The sequence below is a fragment of the Sessilibacter corallicola genome (genome assembly GCF_021290925.1).
Classification (GTDB): domain Bacteria; phylum Pseudomonadota; class Gammaproteobacteria; order Pseudomonadales; family Cellvibrionaceae; genus Sessilibacter; species Sessilibacter corallicola.
Genome location: NZ_JAJSLX010000004.1, coordinates 350,654 through 366,500 on the forward strand (window position 1 = coordinate 350,654; position 15,847 = coordinate 366,500).

General features: G+C 44.4%; 14 protein-coding genes. 9 read left to right on the forward strand and 5 right to left on the reverse strand.

Annotation, left to right across the window (positions count from 1 at the left end; genetic code table 11):
* Positions 1–23 precede the first annotated feature (23 nt).
* On the reverse strand, positions 24–293 hold the full coding sequence (cspD, locus tag LU361_RS20245) for a cold shock domain-containing protein CspD (protein ID WP_286206519.1): 270 nt from the start codon (positions 291–293) through the stop codon (positions 24–26).
* A 270-nt stretch (positions 294–563) separates the two neighbouring features.
* On the opposite strand from cspD, the gene clpS reads away from it, so the two are divergent.
* Entirely contained in the window at positions 564–926 is a 363-nt protein-coding gene (gene clpS, locus LU361_RS18300; RefSeq protein ID WP_233090674.1) for an ATP-dependent Clp protease adapter ClpS, read from the forward strand.
* Between the two features lie 32 nt (positions 927–958).
* A complete protein-coding gene (gene clpA / locus LU361_RS18305) occupies positions 959–3,229 on the forward strand; it encodes an ATP-dependent Clp protease ATP-binding subunit ClpA (protein WP_233090580.1) in 2,271 nt (756 codons plus the stop codon).
* Between the two features lie 240 nt (positions 3,230–3,469).
* On the opposite strand, the gene infA is transcribed toward clpA, so the two are convergent.
* From infA to trxB, 4 genes are all read right to left on the reverse strand, one after another.
* A complete protein-coding gene (gene infA, locus LU361_RS18310; protein WP_233090582.1) occupies positions 3,470–3,688 on the reverse strand; it encodes a translation initiation factor IF-1 in 219 nt (72 codons plus the stop codon).
* A 232-nt stretch (positions 3,689–3,920) separates the two neighbouring features.
* Positions 3,921–4,637: an arginyltransferase gene (locus tag LU361_RS18315; RefSeq protein WP_233090583.1), complete on the reverse strand. Its 717-nt coding sequence runs from the start codon at positions 4,635–4,637 to the stop codon at positions 3,921–3,923.
* 98 nt (positions 4,638–4,735) lie between these two features.
* Positions 4,736–5,428 carry a leucyl/phenylalanyl-tRNA--protein transferase gene (gene aat, locus LU361_RS18320; protein WP_233090585.1) on the reverse strand — a complete coding sequence of 231 codons (693 nt, stop codon included), beginning with the start codon at positions 5,426–5,428 and terminating at the stop codon, positions 4,736–4,738.
* A gap of 145 nt (positions 5,429–5,573) precedes the next feature.
* Entirely contained in the window at positions 5,574–6,527 is a 954-nt protein-coding gene (gene trxB / locus LU361_RS18325; protein WP_233090586.1) for a thioredoxin-disulfide reductase, read from the reverse strand.
* A gap of 732 nt (positions 6,528–7,259) precedes the next feature.
* On the opposite strand from trxB, the gene LU361_RS18330 reads away from it, so the two are divergent.
* From LU361_RS18330 to LU361_RS18360, 7 genes are all read left to right on the forward strand, one after another.
* Complete coding sequence (locus LU361_RS18330) at positions 7,260–9,605, forward strand: DNA translocase FtsK (protein ID WP_286206520.1); 2,346 nt, start codon at positions 7,260–7,262, stop codon at positions 9,603–9,605.
* 50 nt (positions 9,606–9,655) lie between these two features.
* Positions 9,656–10,393: an outer membrane lipoprotein periplasmic chaperone LolA gene (lolA, locus tag LU361_RS18335; protein WP_233090588.1), complete on the forward strand. Its 738-nt coding sequence runs from the start codon at positions 9,656–9,658 to the stop codon at positions 10,391–10,393.
* A gap of 29 nt (positions 10,394–10,422) precedes the next feature.
* On the forward strand, positions 10,423–11,799 hold the full coding sequence (locus LU361_RS18340) for a replication-associated recombination protein A (RefSeq protein ID WP_233090590.1): 1,377 nt from the start codon (positions 10,423–10,425) through the stop codon (positions 11,797–11,799).
* A 35-nt stretch (positions 11,800–11,834) separates the two neighbouring features.
* Positions 11,835–12,212: a fluoride efflux transporter CrcB gene (gene crcB / locus LU361_RS18345; RefSeq protein WP_233090592.1), complete on the forward strand. Its 378-nt coding sequence runs from the start codon at positions 11,835–11,837 to the stop codon at positions 12,210–12,212.
* 90 nt (positions 12,213–12,302) lie between these two features.
* A complete protein-coding gene (serS, locus tag LU361_RS18350; RefSeq protein WP_233090593.1) occupies positions 12,303–13,583 on the forward strand; it encodes a serine--tRNA ligase in 1,281 nt (426 codons plus the stop codon).
* 164 nt (positions 13,584–13,747) lie between these two features.
* The gene (cobA, locus tag LU361_RS18355) at positions 13,748–14,512 is read left to right on the forward strand and encodes a uroporphyrinogen-III C-methyltransferase (RefSeq protein WP_233090595.1); all 765 of its coding nucleotides are present in this window, start codon (positions 13,748–13,750) and stop codon (positions 14,510–14,512) included.
* A gap of 72 nt (positions 14,513–14,584) precedes the next feature.
* On the forward strand, positions 14,585–14,884 hold the full coding sequence (locus LU361_RS18360) for a hypothetical protein (RefSeq protein WP_233090596.1): 300 nt from the start codon (positions 14,585–14,587) through the stop codon (positions 14,882–14,884).
* Positions 14,885–15,847: the final 963 nt, after the last annotated feature.

Here is a 15,847-nt window from a genome sequence, read left to right on the forward strand (position 1 = left end):
AAATTGATTTATAAAAATTATGCTTAGTTAAGCATATTAGGCGGGGGGCTGGTTTGTGTATCTTGAATAGATGCCTCTTTTCGTTTAGTTGCGGAAGGTTCTATACCAACGGCATGCATTCCTTTATCGCCCTTAGCAACGTCGAACACGACTTGTTGCCCGGCTTTTAAAGTTTTATAGCCATCCATTGTTATTGCAGAATAATGAGCAAAAAGCTCATCGCCTCCGTTGTCTGGAAGAATAAATCCATAACCTTTGGCATTATTGAACCACTTGACGGTACCTGATTGCATAGCAGATTTCCTTGTTTGGGTATAAGCCATGAGCTGATGCATGAACTTAAGTTGTTATTTTTTTATTGAACCCAATATTTTTATTATAAAAATGCTGGTCGCAGAGAAATAATTGTAACCACATAGAAATGGCTACGGTCATATACTGATATGAAATTTAATGAGTTGTCAAGCCCTTTGCGAAAACTTCCACCGAGGCTTGACTTGACATCCAGTGACAATCAGAGTGAAGTTACTCTGATTCAGTGCAATAAGCGTATTAGGGGTAATATGGATTATCATCGACTAACATTAAACAGTAGTGACAGCGATGATTTAGACGGGGGCCGTGATAGTGGGTTAGCTGTTGCGGAACAAAAACCGCAACTCAAGCGTCCTTCTATGTATAAGGTCATCATGTTAAACGATGACTATACCCCGATGGAGTTCGTGGTCGAGGTGTTAGAAAGCTTTTTTTCCATGCATAGAGAAAAAGCGACCCAGATAATGTTACAGGTTCACACAAACGGCAGTGCAGTGTGTGGTGTATTTACACGGGATATTGCTGAAACAAAAGCTGCGCAAGTGAATCAATACGCTAAAGAGAACCAACACCCATTGCTGTGTGAAATTGCTGCAGCAGACGACGAATAATTAAATTGGTTGTTTAAGTTGAGGTTGAATCAATGTTAAGCAAGGACCTGGAAGTTACATTAAATCAAGCTTTTAAAGGTGCTCGTTCTAAGCGTCATGAGTTCATGACGGTTGAGCACTTGTTATTGGCTCTGATTGACAACGAAGCCGCCGCTTCTGTATTGAAAGCATGTGGTGCGGATTTAACCAACTTGCGTAAGGAGCTTGTCGAGTTCGTCGACTCAACTACACCACTCATTCCTGAGGATGACACCGAGCGTGAAACTCAGCCAACCTTAGGTTTCCAGCGAGTGCTGCAGCGTGCAGTATTCCACGTACAGTCATCTGGTCGCAAAGAAGTTACCGGAGCCAATGTTTTGGTGGCGATCTTTAGCGAGCAAGAAAGTCAGGCTGTTTACTACCTGAAACAGCAAGAAATTGCCCGTATTGATGTAGTCAACTATATCACCCACGGTATTTCTAAAGTCGGTGATCAAGGCGATCACAGTGTCGATTCTGGACAAGATCACGGTGATGAAGAATCTATGAATTCTGCAGAAGGTGCATCCAGTCCACTCGATTCCTTTGCGACTAACTTGAATGAAGAAGCCATTCAAGGCCGAATCGATCCATTGGTCGGTCGAGACCAAGAGCTTGAACGAGTCAGTCAGGTATTGGCCCGCAGGCGCAAAAATAACCCATTATTGGTGGGTGAGTCCGGTGTCGGTAAAACTGCTATCGCCGAAGGCTTGGCAAAACGTATTGTCGACGGTGAAGTCCCAGAAATTCTCTTAGAAAGCGTTGTTTATTCACTTGATCTGGGATCGCTCTTGGCCGGTACCAAGTATCGCGGTGATTTTGAAAAACGCTTCAAAGGCTTGTTGGCCCAGCTTAAAAAGAAAGACAAAGCCATTTTGTTTATCGATGAAATTCACACCATTATTGGTGCTGGTGCTGCCTCAGGTGGTGTCATGGATGCGTCGAATCTGTTGAAGCCACTATTAACGTCAGGTGATCTTCGCTGCATCGGCTCAACCACGTTCCAAGAATACCGTGGAATCTTCGATAAAGACCGAGCTTTGTCGCGCCGTTTCCAAAAAATCGATGTGAACGAGCCGAATGTTGAAGATACCTATCAAATTTTGAAGGGCTTGAAGTCTCGGTTTGAAGAACACCATAGTCTCAAATACACCGACTCAGCATTGAGAGCCGCTTCTGAATTAGCCTCGAAATACATCACTGATCGCTTTATGCCTGATAAGGCCATTGATGTCATCGATGAAGCCGGTGCTTATCAGCAGTTGCAACCACCCAGCAAACGTCGCCGCCAAATTGGCACCAGCGATATCGAAAAAGTTGTTGCTAAAATTGCTCGAATTCCGCCGAAAAGTGTTTCATCTTCGGACAAAGAACAGCTTAAAAAGCTTGATGATGCATTGAAGCTAACAGTATTTGGTCAAAACGATGCCATTGGTGCATTGTCGACTGCAATCAAGCTTTCCCGAGCAGGGCTGAATTCACCAGATAAACCAGTTGGTTCATTCCTCTTTGCCGGACCTACCGGTGTTGGTAAAACTGAGCTTTGTCGCCAGTTGGCCTCTGCGATGGGCATTGAGTTGCTGCGCTTTGACATGTCGGAATACATGGAGCGTCACACGGTTTCTCGTTTGATCGGTGCACCTCCAGGTTATGTAGGGTTTGATCAAGGTGGGTTGTTGACCGAAGCTGTCACCAAGCATCCTCATTGTGTTGTGTTACTCGATGAAATCGAAAAAGCGCACCCAGAGGTGTTTAACTTGCTGTTGCAGGTGATGGATCACGGCACCTTAACCGACAACAATGGTCGCAAAGCCGATTTCCGCAATGTCATATTAATTATGACAACCAATGCAGGCGCAGAAGATATGAGCCGTGCCTCGATCGGTTTCTCGAAACAAGATCACACCACCGATGGTATGGAAGCGATCAAAAAGCTCTTCACGCCAGAGTTTAGGAACCGTTTAGATTCCATCATTCAATTTGGTGCTCTAACCGTTGAAGTAGTTAAAACGGTTGTCGACAAATTCTTGGTTGAGCTGCAAGCTCAATTGGATGAAAAGCACGTGGTCCTGAATGTATCGGAAGAAGCGCGTGAATGGTTGGCGATCAACGGCTATGACGAGAAAATGGGTGCTCGCCCAATGGCCCGACTCATTAAAGAAAAGCTCAAAAAGCCATTGGCAGAACTGGTTCTCTTTGGTGACTTATCTTCCGGTGGTAATGTCGAGATTACCGTCGAAAACGATGATGTTCACATTGAGGTAGAAGCGCCAGAACTGGTGTAAATACCAAGACCAGAAAGCTCGTTACTTGCAAAAGTTAGCGTTAAAAAGTCAGAAATCATTGGTTTCTGGCTTTTTTTGTTTTTGCAATAAAGCAAACAGCTAGGTCAAAGCCAAATGCCAAAACCAATGTATGGCAAAATCAGTGTCTTCCAAAACTTGCGAGTGATTAATCTAAAAATTGGGGGAAATTGAGCGGGGAGGGAAGAGCCTGCATCTAGCGATGCCAGACTCATAAATAGCTTATCGAGCGCGATAAGTGATGCGTGCTTTGCTTAAGTCGTAAGGTGTTAGTTCAACTTTCACTTTGTCGCCGGTAAGAATTCTGATGTAATTCTTACGCATTTTTCCAGAGATATGTGCGGTAACCATGTGGCCGTTTTCCAACTTGACTCGGAAAGTGGTATTCGGAAGCGTATCCACAACTTCACCTTCCATTTCAATGTTGTCTTCTTTTGCCATTAACAAATTTCCTCGAATAAATTTAATCTAAACAGCAGCGATTGAACTTTATTCAATCAGGCCATAGGTGGACTGCCAAAAAAATAGGCGTGAATTGTGCCTTAATCGAACACCAAGTCCAACCCCAAAAATACATAATTACCACTTTTATATAAATTTATTCAAATTTATATGCGTAATTGCAGGGATTGTTGGGTGAAAATTACTTAAAAACGGTGGGATTTCAGAAGCATCATTGGCAATCATCAAACTCTTGCCATTCGCTGTCGGTATAAACCTCTAGAGGTTTAAATTTGGTTTTGTAATTCATTTTTACACACTGCCTGATCCAATAGCCAAGATAGACATAGGGCAGGCCAGACTCTAACGCCAGTTGAATTTCTATTAAGATGGCGTAAGTTCCCAAGCTGCGTTTGTGTAATTCTGGCTCAAAGAACGTGTATACCGCAGAGATTCCGTGGTCGAGTTGATCAATAACCGCGACACCAATTAAGGCGGAATCCAGCTTAAATTCTATAAATTTTGTTAAATTCCATTCAGAGGTTAAAAACGAGTCGTATTGCGCTCTGCTGGGCGGATACATATCTCCGTCTTGATGGCGAATAGAAATGTAGCGTTCGTAAAGGGAGTAGTGTTCTTCCGTGTCGATACTATCGATGATCGAAAATTCGATATCAGAATTTGCCTTCAGGCAGCGTTTTTGTTGACGGCTAGGTTTGAAGTCGGCAGCTGGAATTCTTACCGGTACACATTCCTGGCATGAATGGCACTGTGGTCGGTACAAATGTTGGCCGCTGCGCCTAAAGCCGATTTCAGACAGACGGCTGTACACATCCTGATTAATTTTTGCGTTTGGGTCCACAAAAACGGTAGTCGCTATTTTTTCATCTAAATAGCTGCATTTATGCGGATGTGTGGTAAATAATTTGAGATTAGCCAGTGTTGTCACCTATACGAAAGCGTCAAAATGGTTTTGTATTTGTAGAATATTATTATAATTTTTACAACATAATCTCAAAAAAGAGAAATAAACAACTCTTTAGAATATCAGTTTAGACTACCGGGTTTTGGTGAGGTAGAAAAGCGCTTATTTTTTTGTAGTATTTGCTCAAATTCTTCTCTCGGGATTTCAACCGCCCCCAAAGAACGCAGGTGCTGAGAGGTCACTTGGCAATCAATCAAAAGATAGTCTTTTTCGACTAATATTTCGGCAAGCTTTACAAAAGCGATTTTAGAGGTGTTTGCTTCTAGGCTGAACATCGATTCGCCAAAAAAGACTCGATTAATCGCTACCCCATACAATCCGCCTACCAGCTCGTCACCTTTCCAAACTTCAACGCTGTGGGCGTAGCCCAGATCGTGCAGTTGGCAGTAGGCGGCTTCCAAGTCTTCCGTAATCCAAGTGCCTTCAAAGTGCTTTCTGGTGTCGCCACACAGATGAATAACCTGCTCAAATGCTTCGTTGAATGAAACACGGTAGACCGATTTCCTAAGGAGCTTAGCTAAGCTTTTTGAGCAATGGGCTTGATCGGGAAAAACAACGCACCTAGGGCTGGGTGTCCACCAAAGAATAGGTTCTTCTTCACTGAACCACGGAAATATTCCTCGGCTGTACGCAGAAATCAAACGATTGGTGGATAAATCGCCACCTGCGGCCAAAAGCCCATTGGGAGAATCTAATGCGTTGTCCGTGGGTGGAAAGTCATCAAACTTTGAGTGAAGCCAGGGGATATTAATCATTGACGTGCCAAATAGCTCAGTTACAAGTGAATATCTTCGGATATTCTCGCGCTAATTGGAATCTGTAAGGTAGATATAAGTAACGTTTCTGCCACATTTAAGGAAGCGTAGCCTCCTTAAATGCAGTTTTTAGCAGTAACCGAGATTAATCAGTTAAATCGTCTAAGTATTTTTCAGCATCGAGAGCGGCCTGACAGCCAGCGCCTGCAGACGTAATTGCTTGACGATAAATTTGGTCAGCAACATCACCAGCAGCAAACACACCAGGAATACTAGTGCTAGTGGCAAAGCCTTGAGAGCCGCCTTTAACCGTAATATAACCGCTGTCCATTTCTAATTGGCCGCGGAAAACATCGGTATTGGGTTTGTGACCAATGGCGATAAACACACCGCTTGCATCGATTTCTTTAGTGGATTCGTCTTTTGTGCTCTTTAAACGAAGACCGGTAACACCTGCGTCATCGCCGAGAACTTCATCAAGGGTTTGGTTCCACTCGAATTTAATGTTGCCTGATTCCGCTTTCGCGTGAATTTTATCTTGTAAGATTTTTTCAGAGCGCAGTGAATCGCGGCGGTGAATCAAGGTAACTTCTTTACAAATATTAGAAAGGTAAAGTGCTTCCTCAACCGCAGTGTTACCGCCACCTACAACCGCAACCTTTTGGTCTTTGTAGAAAAAGCCATCACAAGTTGCACAGGCGCTAACGCCGCGGCCAGCAAATGCTTCTTCCGATGGAAGACCAAGATATTGAGCCGATGCGCCAGTACAAATAATTAACGCATCACAGGTGTAGGTTTCAGAACCTTTAAGAACAAATGGGCGAACCATTAAGTTTGCTTCTTCGATGTGGTCAAACACCATTTGAGTGTCGAAACGCTCTGCGTGTGCTTGCATCTCCACCATTAAATCAGGACCTTGGAGATCGTGACGACCACCGGGCCAGTTTTCAACTTCGGTTGTTGTTGTTAACTGACCACCTTGTTGCATACCAGTAATCACCACTGGCTTTAGGTTAGCGCGGGCAGCGTAAATAGCAGCTGTGTAACCTGCAGGACCAGACCCTAAAATAATCAGCTGGTGGTGTTTAACTTCGCTCATAATTTATCCTAATTCAGCAATTTTAATTTGCATCTAGCACCGCTGAAGTGCTTTGCGTTCGTTTAGACGACAGAAATATACGACATCGTCTATATTACCAATAATTTATTCAAGCTATTTTATAACTAGCTTTTGTTAATATTAAAACCAATTTGTTTCAAATAACTTTGCTACTTTTTTAATAGATGCAGCGAAAAATCCTTTAATTTTAAATAGTTGCGATTAGAATTAAAAAATAACATTAACTCTAATGTAATCGGATTTTGAAGCCTCACTATCGTTTACTAGCCAAATTAACTGACTCGATCACTGATAACCAGTGCTATTGGTTGCTCAACTGCACTGCAGGTTTAATTGATTTCTTCAATTGACCCAGTTGCCTAATTTCAGTGACGTATTGATTGGCACAATTATAGTGGAATAAGGCTACAAAATTTGATTTCAGTGCAAAATAAGCTATTAGATTACAAAAATTAATTGCCAAAATGATAAGTTAAACCCATTTAGTGCGCAAAATAATCTTGCTTAATCGGATGAATAAGTACTGCCTATCAGCCGTATATATTTAATTGCTTTTTACAACCTGGGCCTAAATTTCTATTCGAAATAGTCAGGGTATTGGTTCACCCCAGGCAACTGACAAGCAGAGTTAGTGTCAGTAGGTTCAGTGCTGTTGGTTTGAATAAACATAATTCATGCCTAGATTAAAAACTTTTTATCGGAGTATTCACATTGTCAGAAAGCCAAGCTCAACCGATTACAAATGCTTCGAAAGGGAGTCAGTTGTTGTCGCGGCTTTTAAAAGAAGGAGCACTCATTGCTCTGGTTGCCCTTTGTTTGTTTTTACTGCTGGCTTTGGTGACTTACTCATCGAGTGATCCCGGTTGGTCAAGTACCGGTCTCGGTGGCCCCATCAAAAATGCCGGCGGTGTTATTGGCGCGTGGCTTGCCGACGTTCTTTTTTCCATATTTGGCTACACCGCTTTTCTCTTCCCTGTATTGATCGCCATTCGAGCGGTCAAAGTATTTCTGCAACGCAACAGTCAGGGCTTGGAATTTGACTGGGTATTAATCAGTCTTCGATGCGTTGGTTTTGTCTTGGTTATGCTCGCTGGAACCGGATTGGTCTCGCTTAAATTTGGGCTAGAAGTCAGCCCGCTACCATTCTCCAACGGCGGTATTTTGGGCGCTGCTGTCAGTGAATCCATCGAAAGTGCGTTCAGTTACACCGGTGGCGGCCTGATTTTAGTCACGTTGTTCTTGTTTGGCTTAACAGTATTCACCGATCTTTCTTGGATTGGCTTGATGGACTCCATCGGCGCGGGTGTATTGGCGGCAATTGCTTGGCTAAAAGCGGCTCGAAAACGAAGAATCGCGGCTAAAGAAGAAAAAGAAATCGCCCAAGAGGCCGTGTTTCAGCGCTTAGAAAGCCGGAAAGTCAAAGAAAAAATACTACAAAAAACCGAACCCGTAATCATCACTCAGCCTGCGCCAAAACCCAAAAAACGCAGCGAACGCGTTGAAAAAGAGAAGCAAGTTAAGTTGTTTGAAGGCCCGGTTGAAGGAGAGTTACCCGCGCTAAATCTGCTGGATGCCGCCGATGCTGATGCGAAAAAAGGTTTCTCGGAAGAATCTCTTGAGGCCATGAGTCGGCTTTTAGAGCTAAAACTTCAAGATTTTGGCATTACCGCCGAAGTTGTCGCCGTAATGCCAGGACCGGTGGTCACTCAGTTTGAGCTGCAACCGGCACCTGGCATTAAAGCCAGCCGCATTACCAACCTCGCAAAAGACATCGCTCGATCACTGGCCGTGATAAGCGTGCGTGTGGTTGAAGTCATTCCTGGAAAGTCCGTTGTCGGTATTGAAATTCCCAACGAACATCGACAAATGGTGCGCTTAAGTGAAGTGCTAGAATCGACCGAATACGATAAAGCCAAATCGCCCTTAACCCTAGCGTTGGGCCACGATATCGGTGGTAATCCTGTTATAGCCGATCTCGCCAAAATGCCGCACTTGCTCGTTGCGGGTACCACCGGTTCGGGTAAATCGGTGGGCGTAAATGCCATGCTCTTGAGCTTATTGTTTAAATCCTCGCCCGAGCAAGTGCGCTTAATTTTGGTGGACCCCAAAATGTTGGAGCTTTCCGTTTACGAAGGCATTCCGCATTTGTTAACTCCCGTTGTCACCGATATGAACGACGCCGCCAATGGTTTGCGTTGGTGCGTAGGGGAGATGGAACGCCGTTATAAATTGATGGCCGCTATGGGCGTTCGAAATTTAGCCGGTTTTAATCGCAAGGTCGAAGAAGCCATAAAAGCAGGCGAGCCTTTAAAAGATCCTCTGTTTGTCCCTGAAGAAAACTACGAAGCCGGTGAAGCAGTAGCCACCGCGCCTGATTTAGAACCCTTGCCGTTTATTGTTGTTGTGATCGACGAATTTGCTGACATGATGATGATTGTCGGCAAAAAAGTTGAACAGCTCATTGCTCGAATCGCCCAGAAAGCCCGCGCTGCCGGGATTCATTTGGTATTGGCTACCCAGCGGCCTTCGGTGGATGTGATCACCGGGTTGATCAAAGCCAACGTGCCAACGCGAATGGCATTTCAGGTTTCTTCGAAAATTGATTCGCGAACCATTTTGGATCAAGGCGGTGCAGAGCAGCTCCTCGGGCACGGGGATATGCTCTATTTACCACCGGGCAGCGGTGTTCCTATTCGTGTTCACGGTGCTTTCGTCGATGATCACGAAGTGCACAAGGTTGTCGAAGATTGGAAACGTCGTGGTGAACCGAATTATCTTGATGAAATCATAGATGAGAGCGCGAATGCCATTCCGGTACCCGGACTCGCCACAGAAGGCGAAGAAAGCGACGATGAATCCGATCCACTGTACGACGAAGCCGTTGAGTTTGTTTTGGAATCTCGCAAAGCGTCAATTTCATCGGTACAGCGCAAATTGCGCGTCGGCTATAACCGCGCTGCGCGTTTGATTGAAACCATGGAAGCCGCGGGCGTTGTCAGTGAAATGGGTACCAATGGCAGTCGCCAAGTGTTAGCACCAGCGCCGCCAAAGCGCTGATTGTATTTGAGCTAATCATCTAACTAAATAAACCGTGTGAGTTGAGCAATTTGAGAATTTTTAACGTTCTGCCTGGCTTTTTTAACCCTCGAAAATTACTGAAAGGCGCCTTATTGGGCGTCGTTATTTCCGTTTCAGCCCATGCCGCTTCGGAAAACACAGCAGCTACTAACCCGTCATTGTCCAACAAGGCAGAAGCGAACAACGTAGTTAATGCCGAGGAACTTAAGCCGCTGTTGCAGCCTTTGGCGAACTCCACCGGAGAATTCGAACAACGGCTGTACGATCAACAGGGCGAGCTGGTGCAAGAAAGCAGCGGTACTTTTGCACTCAAGCAACCTGGGCGATTTCGTTGGGATACCGTAGAGCCATTCCCGCAAAATTTAATCAGCAACGGCAAAACCATTTGGTTGTATGACCCCGACCTAGAGCAAGTGACGATCAAGTCATTTGCCGATCAGCAAGATCAATTGCCGATTCGTTTAATTAGCGGTGATTTTTCCGTCATAGAATCGGGTTTTGAAATTTCCCGTATTATCGAGCAATCAGACGCTGATCTTTCTAACACCGAAAATCAGCACTACGTGTTAAAACCTTTAGAATCTGAGCAGCTCAAAACCATCGAATTAACGTTTTCTGAAAATCACATTCAATCCATGACCGTCACTGAAACCACCGGATTTAATACCGTGTTTGAGTTTCAGAATAATCAGCCGCTGGAAAAGCTCGAATTAAGCACCTTCGAATTTGCGGTTCCCGATGGCACCGACGTTTTCTACGATAATTAGTTGCGATAAATTCTTGTCGTATAAACGCCATGACTGATTCCTTATTTCCTGAAGAAGAAAACCCCAGCGCGCTGGTAGCCGAACCGCTAGCCGCAAGAATGCGGCCGCGCAACTTAGACGAGTACGTCGGCCAGCAGCATTTATTAGGGGTAGGGCGGCCACTTCGCAAAAGTATTGAATCAGATCGTTTGCACTCCATGATTTTTTGGGGGCCGCCGGGCGTGGGGAAAACCTCACTCGCGCAAACCATTGCTGAACTGACCAAAGCCAACTTTATTAAAATTTCGGCAGTACTAGCTGGTGTTAAAGACATTCGCGCGACCGTAGAACAAGCCAAGCAAGCACTCAACTACAAATGCCAGCGCACCGTTGTTTTTGTCGATGAAGTACACCGCTTTAACAAATCCCAGCAAGACGCTTTTTTACCCCACGTAGAAGACGGCACCTTGTGTTTTATCGGCGCAACCACAGAAAATCCGTCGTTCGAAGTCAATAATGCACTCTTATCTCGGTGCCGAGTGTATCTGCTGAAATCCCTCGAAAATCACGACATCGAAAACCTAATTCGCAACGCGTTATCTGACGAAAATCGTGGCCTCGGTAAATTAGGTTATCGCATTGATGAAGACGCTTTAGCGCTGATTGTTTCGACCAGCGGCGGCGATGGCCGCACCGCACTGAGCCTGCTAGAAATGAGCGTTGATTTGCTCGATTCTGATCAAGCCGAAATTACGCCAGACGTTCTCGGTGAAGTGATTCGTTCCGACGTGCGCCGGTTTGATAAAGGCGGCGATATTTTCTACGAACAAATTTCTGCCCTACACAAATCCGTGCGTGGAAGTTCTCCCGATGCAGCGCTGTATTGGTGCTTGAGAATGCTCGATGGCGGTTGCGATCCGCTTTATATTGCTCGCCGGGTTGTCAGAATGGCCACCGAAGACATCGGCAATGCCGATCCGCGCGCCCTCGAAATCGCCCTAAATGCCTGGAATACCCAAGAGCGATTGGGCAGCCCCGAAGGTGAACTCGCCATCGCCCAGGCCGTGACTTACATGGCGTGTGCTCCCAAAAGCAACGCCGTGTACATGGCTTTCAAAGCCGCTAAAGCTGATATCGCCAATCAACCAAGCTTTGATGTGCCCATTCATTTACGCAATGCCCCCACCGGCTTAATGAAAAACCTTAACTACGGCGCAGAATACCGTTACGCGCACGATGAACCCGGCGCTTACGCCGCAGGCGAAAACTACTTTCCCGAGCCTTTGGCCAACACGCGTTATTATTTTCCTACCGACCGCGGATTAGAAAAGAAAATCTCCGATAAGCTGGATTTTTTGCGCACACAGGATGAGGCCAGCGTTCAACAAAGGTACAATACCCCGCAAGATCAGAACAAAGACGACTGATTCACTGATTTATCCAACCAATTTCGAGAATTTTCATGCTTCAATGGATGGCCGTAGCATTAGGCGGCGCTGTCGGCGCAATGATGCGTTTTGGGATTTCAACCTACATGCTTCCTGTGGTTCCAGGAAAATTTCCGTGGGCTACATTTTTCGTCAACGTTTTAGGGTCGTTTCTTATTGGCGTGCTCTACACCATTATCGTTGAGAAATCGCTTTGGTCGCCGCAGTGGAAAATTCTTTTGATGACCGGCTTTCTAGGTGCTCTCACCACCTTCTCAACATTTTCAATTGAAACCGTTCATCTGTATCTTCGTGGGCAAATGCTCTTGGCGTCAGCCTACGCTGTCATTACAATGGCCGGCTGTTTCATTGCCTCCGCCTGCGGTTTAACCCTAACTGCACGCTGGGTGTAAAACAGCAGCGAATTTTAACCAAACATCGCTTAAGAGTTTGAACGGCAAACTCGGATATTTAACACACAATACACAAAAGCCTTAAACATTATGCTAGATGCAAAATACGTAAGAACAAACCCAGAAGAAGTGGCCGCAAAACTTGCCAAACGCCACTTTGAACTAGACGTTGACGCCCTTAAAAACTTAGAAAACCAACGTCGAGAAATCCAAGTTAAAGCCGAGTCCCTGCAACAGGAGCGCAACACGCGTTCGAAATCCATCGGTAAAGCCAAAGCTGCCGGTGAAGACATTGCACCATTATTGGCAGAAGTCGATCAGCTCAAGCAATCTTATACCGCTGCCGAGCACGAGTTGCATGCCATTCAAGCCCAGTTGGAAGACATTCTTTCCACCATTCCAAACATTCCAGACGAACAAGTTCCGGAAGGTAAAACCGAAGACGACAACGTAGAAATTCGTCGCTGGGGCGAGCCAAAAACCTTCGATTTCGACGTTAAAGATCACTTGGATCTTGGCTCCGAATTGGGTCAAATCGACATGGAATGCGCCGCCAAATTAACCGGCTCTCGTTTCTCTGTCATGAAAGGCGACATTGCCCGTCTTCACCGCGCGTTGATCCAATTCATGATCAACACTCATATCGAAGAGCACGGCTATCGTGAAATCTACGTTCCATTTATGGTAAATCGCGATTCCCTCTACGGAACAGGACAATTACCAAAATTTGAAGAAGACCTTTTCAAACTTACCGACGAACGTGATTTCTACTTGATTCCAACCGCCGAAGTGCCTGTCACCAATACCGTGCGTGATGAAATCGTCGACGAAGCCGAACTGCCTATTAAATACACCAGCCATACGCCGTGTTTCCGAAGCGAAGCCGGTGCCTATGGTCGCGATACCCGAGGCATGATTCGTCAGCATCAATTTGAAAAAGTTGAGTTAGTCAAAATTGTTAAGCCTGAAGCCTCAGAGCAAGCGCTTGAAGACTTAACGTCACACGCAGAAGCCATTTTGCAAAAACTGAATCTACCGTACCGCACCGTTATTTTGTGTGGCGGCGATATCGGTTTCTCTGCGGCACGCACATACGACATTGAAGTATGGATGCCATCGCAAGAAAAATACCGCGAGATTTCTTCTTGCAGCAACATGCGTGATTTCCAAGCTCGACGCATGAAAGCGCGTTTCCGCAACAAAGAAACCGGCAAGCCTGAATTTGCACACACCCTAAACGGTTCTGGTTTAGCAGCGGGTCGGGCATTAATTGCCGTATTAGAAAACTACCAGCAAGCAGATGGCTCTATTGAAATTCCAGAAGTGTTGCAACCTTATATGGGTGGCAAAACCGTAATTTCAGCCAGTTAATTTATTTTCTGAATGAACGAAAGCTTTAAAAACCATATAACCGATTGTTTTTGAAGTGATCGATTCAGGTTAAAATAGAAAACCAACTTGTTCGCAAGTTGGTTTTTTTGTATGACAAAAAATAATAACTAATTAAGCCTTAAATTAAAAACGAGATACAACCCGTGACTGATCCGCTAACACTTCCGCTGTCAAAAACCACCCAAGTGTATCTCGTGGGGGCGGGTCCGGGCGACGCAGAACTGCTCACACTGAAAGCCTACAAAGTGATTCAAAAAGCCGAGGTTGTTTTATACGACCGATTAGTGTCAGAAGAAATCATGGCATTAATTCCCGAGAGCGCAGAAAAAATCTACGTCGGTAAAGCGCGAGCAAATCACGCTGTAGAGCAAAGCCAAATCAGCCAACTATTAGTGGATTACGCAAACCAAGGCAAAAAAACCATTCGTTTAAAAGGCGGTGACCCTTTCATTTTTGGTCGCGGCGGCGAAGAACTCGAACTGCTCGCCCAACACAACATTAACTTTGAAGTGATTCCCGGCATCACCGCCGCAAGCGGTTGCTCCACCTATTCAGGTATTCCCTTAACCCACCGAGATTATTCTCAATCCGTACGGTTTATTACCGGCCACCTAAAAAGCGGACACGTTAATTTAAACTGGAAAGAACTCGCCCTCGACCAGCAAACCCTCGTATTTTACATGGGCCTTGCGGGTATCCAAGAAATTGCTGAACATCTAATTCAATACGGCAGAAACCCAGAAACCCCCGTTGGTATTATCGAAAAAGGCACCACCCAAGACCAAAAAGTTTACGTAACCACATTAAATGGCATTGAAGAACTTGTAAAAAAAGAACAAGTATCGCCACCAACCATCATCATTGTTGGAGAAGTGGTTGCATTACATGAAAAGTTAAAGTGGAAATAATTCAATAAATACTATGTCGACTCTCGCTATTTAATATAAATTGTTTGTTGATTTGTTTAGGAAAACAAAATAATGAAACAAGAGATTATTAACAAAGTAGAGTGGCAAAGCCCTGAAAAAAATCCACCCTATGAAAGCCAATTTTTTGTTGCCGTAAAATATCCTAGCGGACTAGGTGCATATGACCTTTTACCGTGGGACGGTGAAAAATGGGTTATAAATTACACCGCTGAAATTGTCGGCTGGGTGGCGTTACAAGATTTTATGAATTCAATTAAAGCTGGTTGGCCTGAATGGGATAAATGCGACCTTGAGGAAAGCAGTGATTCAGATGACCCCGATGAATTTGTTGAAGTTACTGACGATGACTAAGCGTGTAAAATTAAATTCTAGAAATACCAAAAATTCATTCAATTTCGAGTTCCAGCAGTTAAGTTGTTACGCTGGAACTATCAATAAAAAGAAAGCCCTACAATATTCCCAAAATCTGTGGTTCACTCCTTCAGAATAATTGTTGGACCTTTATTTTCCCATTCCTCAATCAGATTGTTCGTTAAGAATCTGAGTTGCCTCTTTACAAGAATTAATATGATCAAGTACCGATACGACGAAGAGCCACTGTATCTAAATTATCATTTTAAAAAAATGGAAGAAATTCGGGCCAAAGAAATACTATAGGAGCCTCTGATTAACCTCAAGATCACTCAGGCCAATCAGTTTTTTTCTGATTAAGGCGTGCTTTTGAAGGTCTAACGGGTTAAATCAAAAAAGCACAACGCAGAGCAGGAAAAAACTGGCAGGCCCCGTAGGGCGTGTCTCAAGGGCACATTTGCAGCGTTGCCGTTTTTATTAAGGACTACGGCCATTAATGGCAAACGGCGCCTTGCAACTGCACGCTTGAGATCACGCTGAGTAATGTTGAGGTTAATCAGAGACTCCTATATTCCGGCGTGTTAAGTTCGCCTGATGATGCTGAATACCTGGCGTGGTACTTTTGGAAAATGGTAGATTTTTCTATCTCTGAAGAATAAGCGGGTGTTGAACTGCCGTGGGCAGAAAGCAGGGAGTTCTGGAATGAGAAGCTTATGAATAGCATATCTGGGTTTATTGAAGCAGAAGGTTTTGAAGAAAGTTGGGATAAAGTAGTGGATGAATAATGTCGTTAAATAAAATACTGAGTACGATTTTATATTTTCTGTTGAGTTTTATTGGTTGGTAATGTTTTTAATTATTTTAAAAATAAAAACTTTTCAAGTAATAGATAATCCGAAAATATTATTACTAATAATATCAAATTAATCTAAGTTATCTGTTGATTTATACAGTTTTTTAGTG

What these genes read in the sequence shown, in the direction of transcription:
- clpS (WP_233090674.1), top strand. Translation starts at nt 564, where the DNA reads ATGGATTATCATCGACTAACATTAAACAGTAGTGACAGCGATGATTTA.
- crcB (WP_233090592.1), top strand. Translation starts at nt 11,835, where the DNA reads ATGCTTCAATGGATGGCCGTAGCATTAGGCGGCGCTGTCGGCGCAATG.
- LU361_RS18360 (WP_233090596.1), top strand. Translation starts at nt 14,585, where the DNA reads ATGAAACAAGAGATTATTAACAAAGTAGAGTGGCAAAGCCCTGAAAAA.
- aat (WP_233090585.1), bottom strand. Translation starts at nt 5,428, where the DNA reads ATGATTAATATCCCCTGGCTTCACTCAAAGTTTGATGACTTTCCACCC.
- infA (WP_233090582.1), bottom strand. Translation starts at nt 3,688, where the DNA reads ATGGCAAAAGAAGACAACATTGAAATGGAAGGTGAAGTTGTGGATACG.
- trxB (WP_233090586.1), bottom strand. Translation starts at nt 6,527, where the DNA reads ATGAGCGAAGTTAAACACCACCAGCTGATTATTTTAGGGTCTGGTCCT.
- serS (WP_233090593.1), top strand. Translation starts at nt 12,303, where the DNA reads ATGCTAGATGCAAAATACGTAAGAACAAACCCAGAAGAAGTGGCCGCA.
- clpA (WP_233090580.1), top strand. Translation starts at nt 959, where the DNA reads ATGTTAAGCAAGGACCTGGAAGTTACATTAAATCAAGCTTTTAAAGGT.
- cspD (WP_286206519.1), bottom strand. Translation starts at nt 293, where the DNA reads ATGCAATCAGGTACCGTCAAGTGGTTCAATAATGCCAAAGGTTATGGA.
- LU361_RS18340 (WP_233090590.1), top strand. Translation starts at nt 10,423, where the DNA reads ATGACTGATTCCTTATTTCCTGAAGAAGAAAACCCCAGCGCGCTGGTA.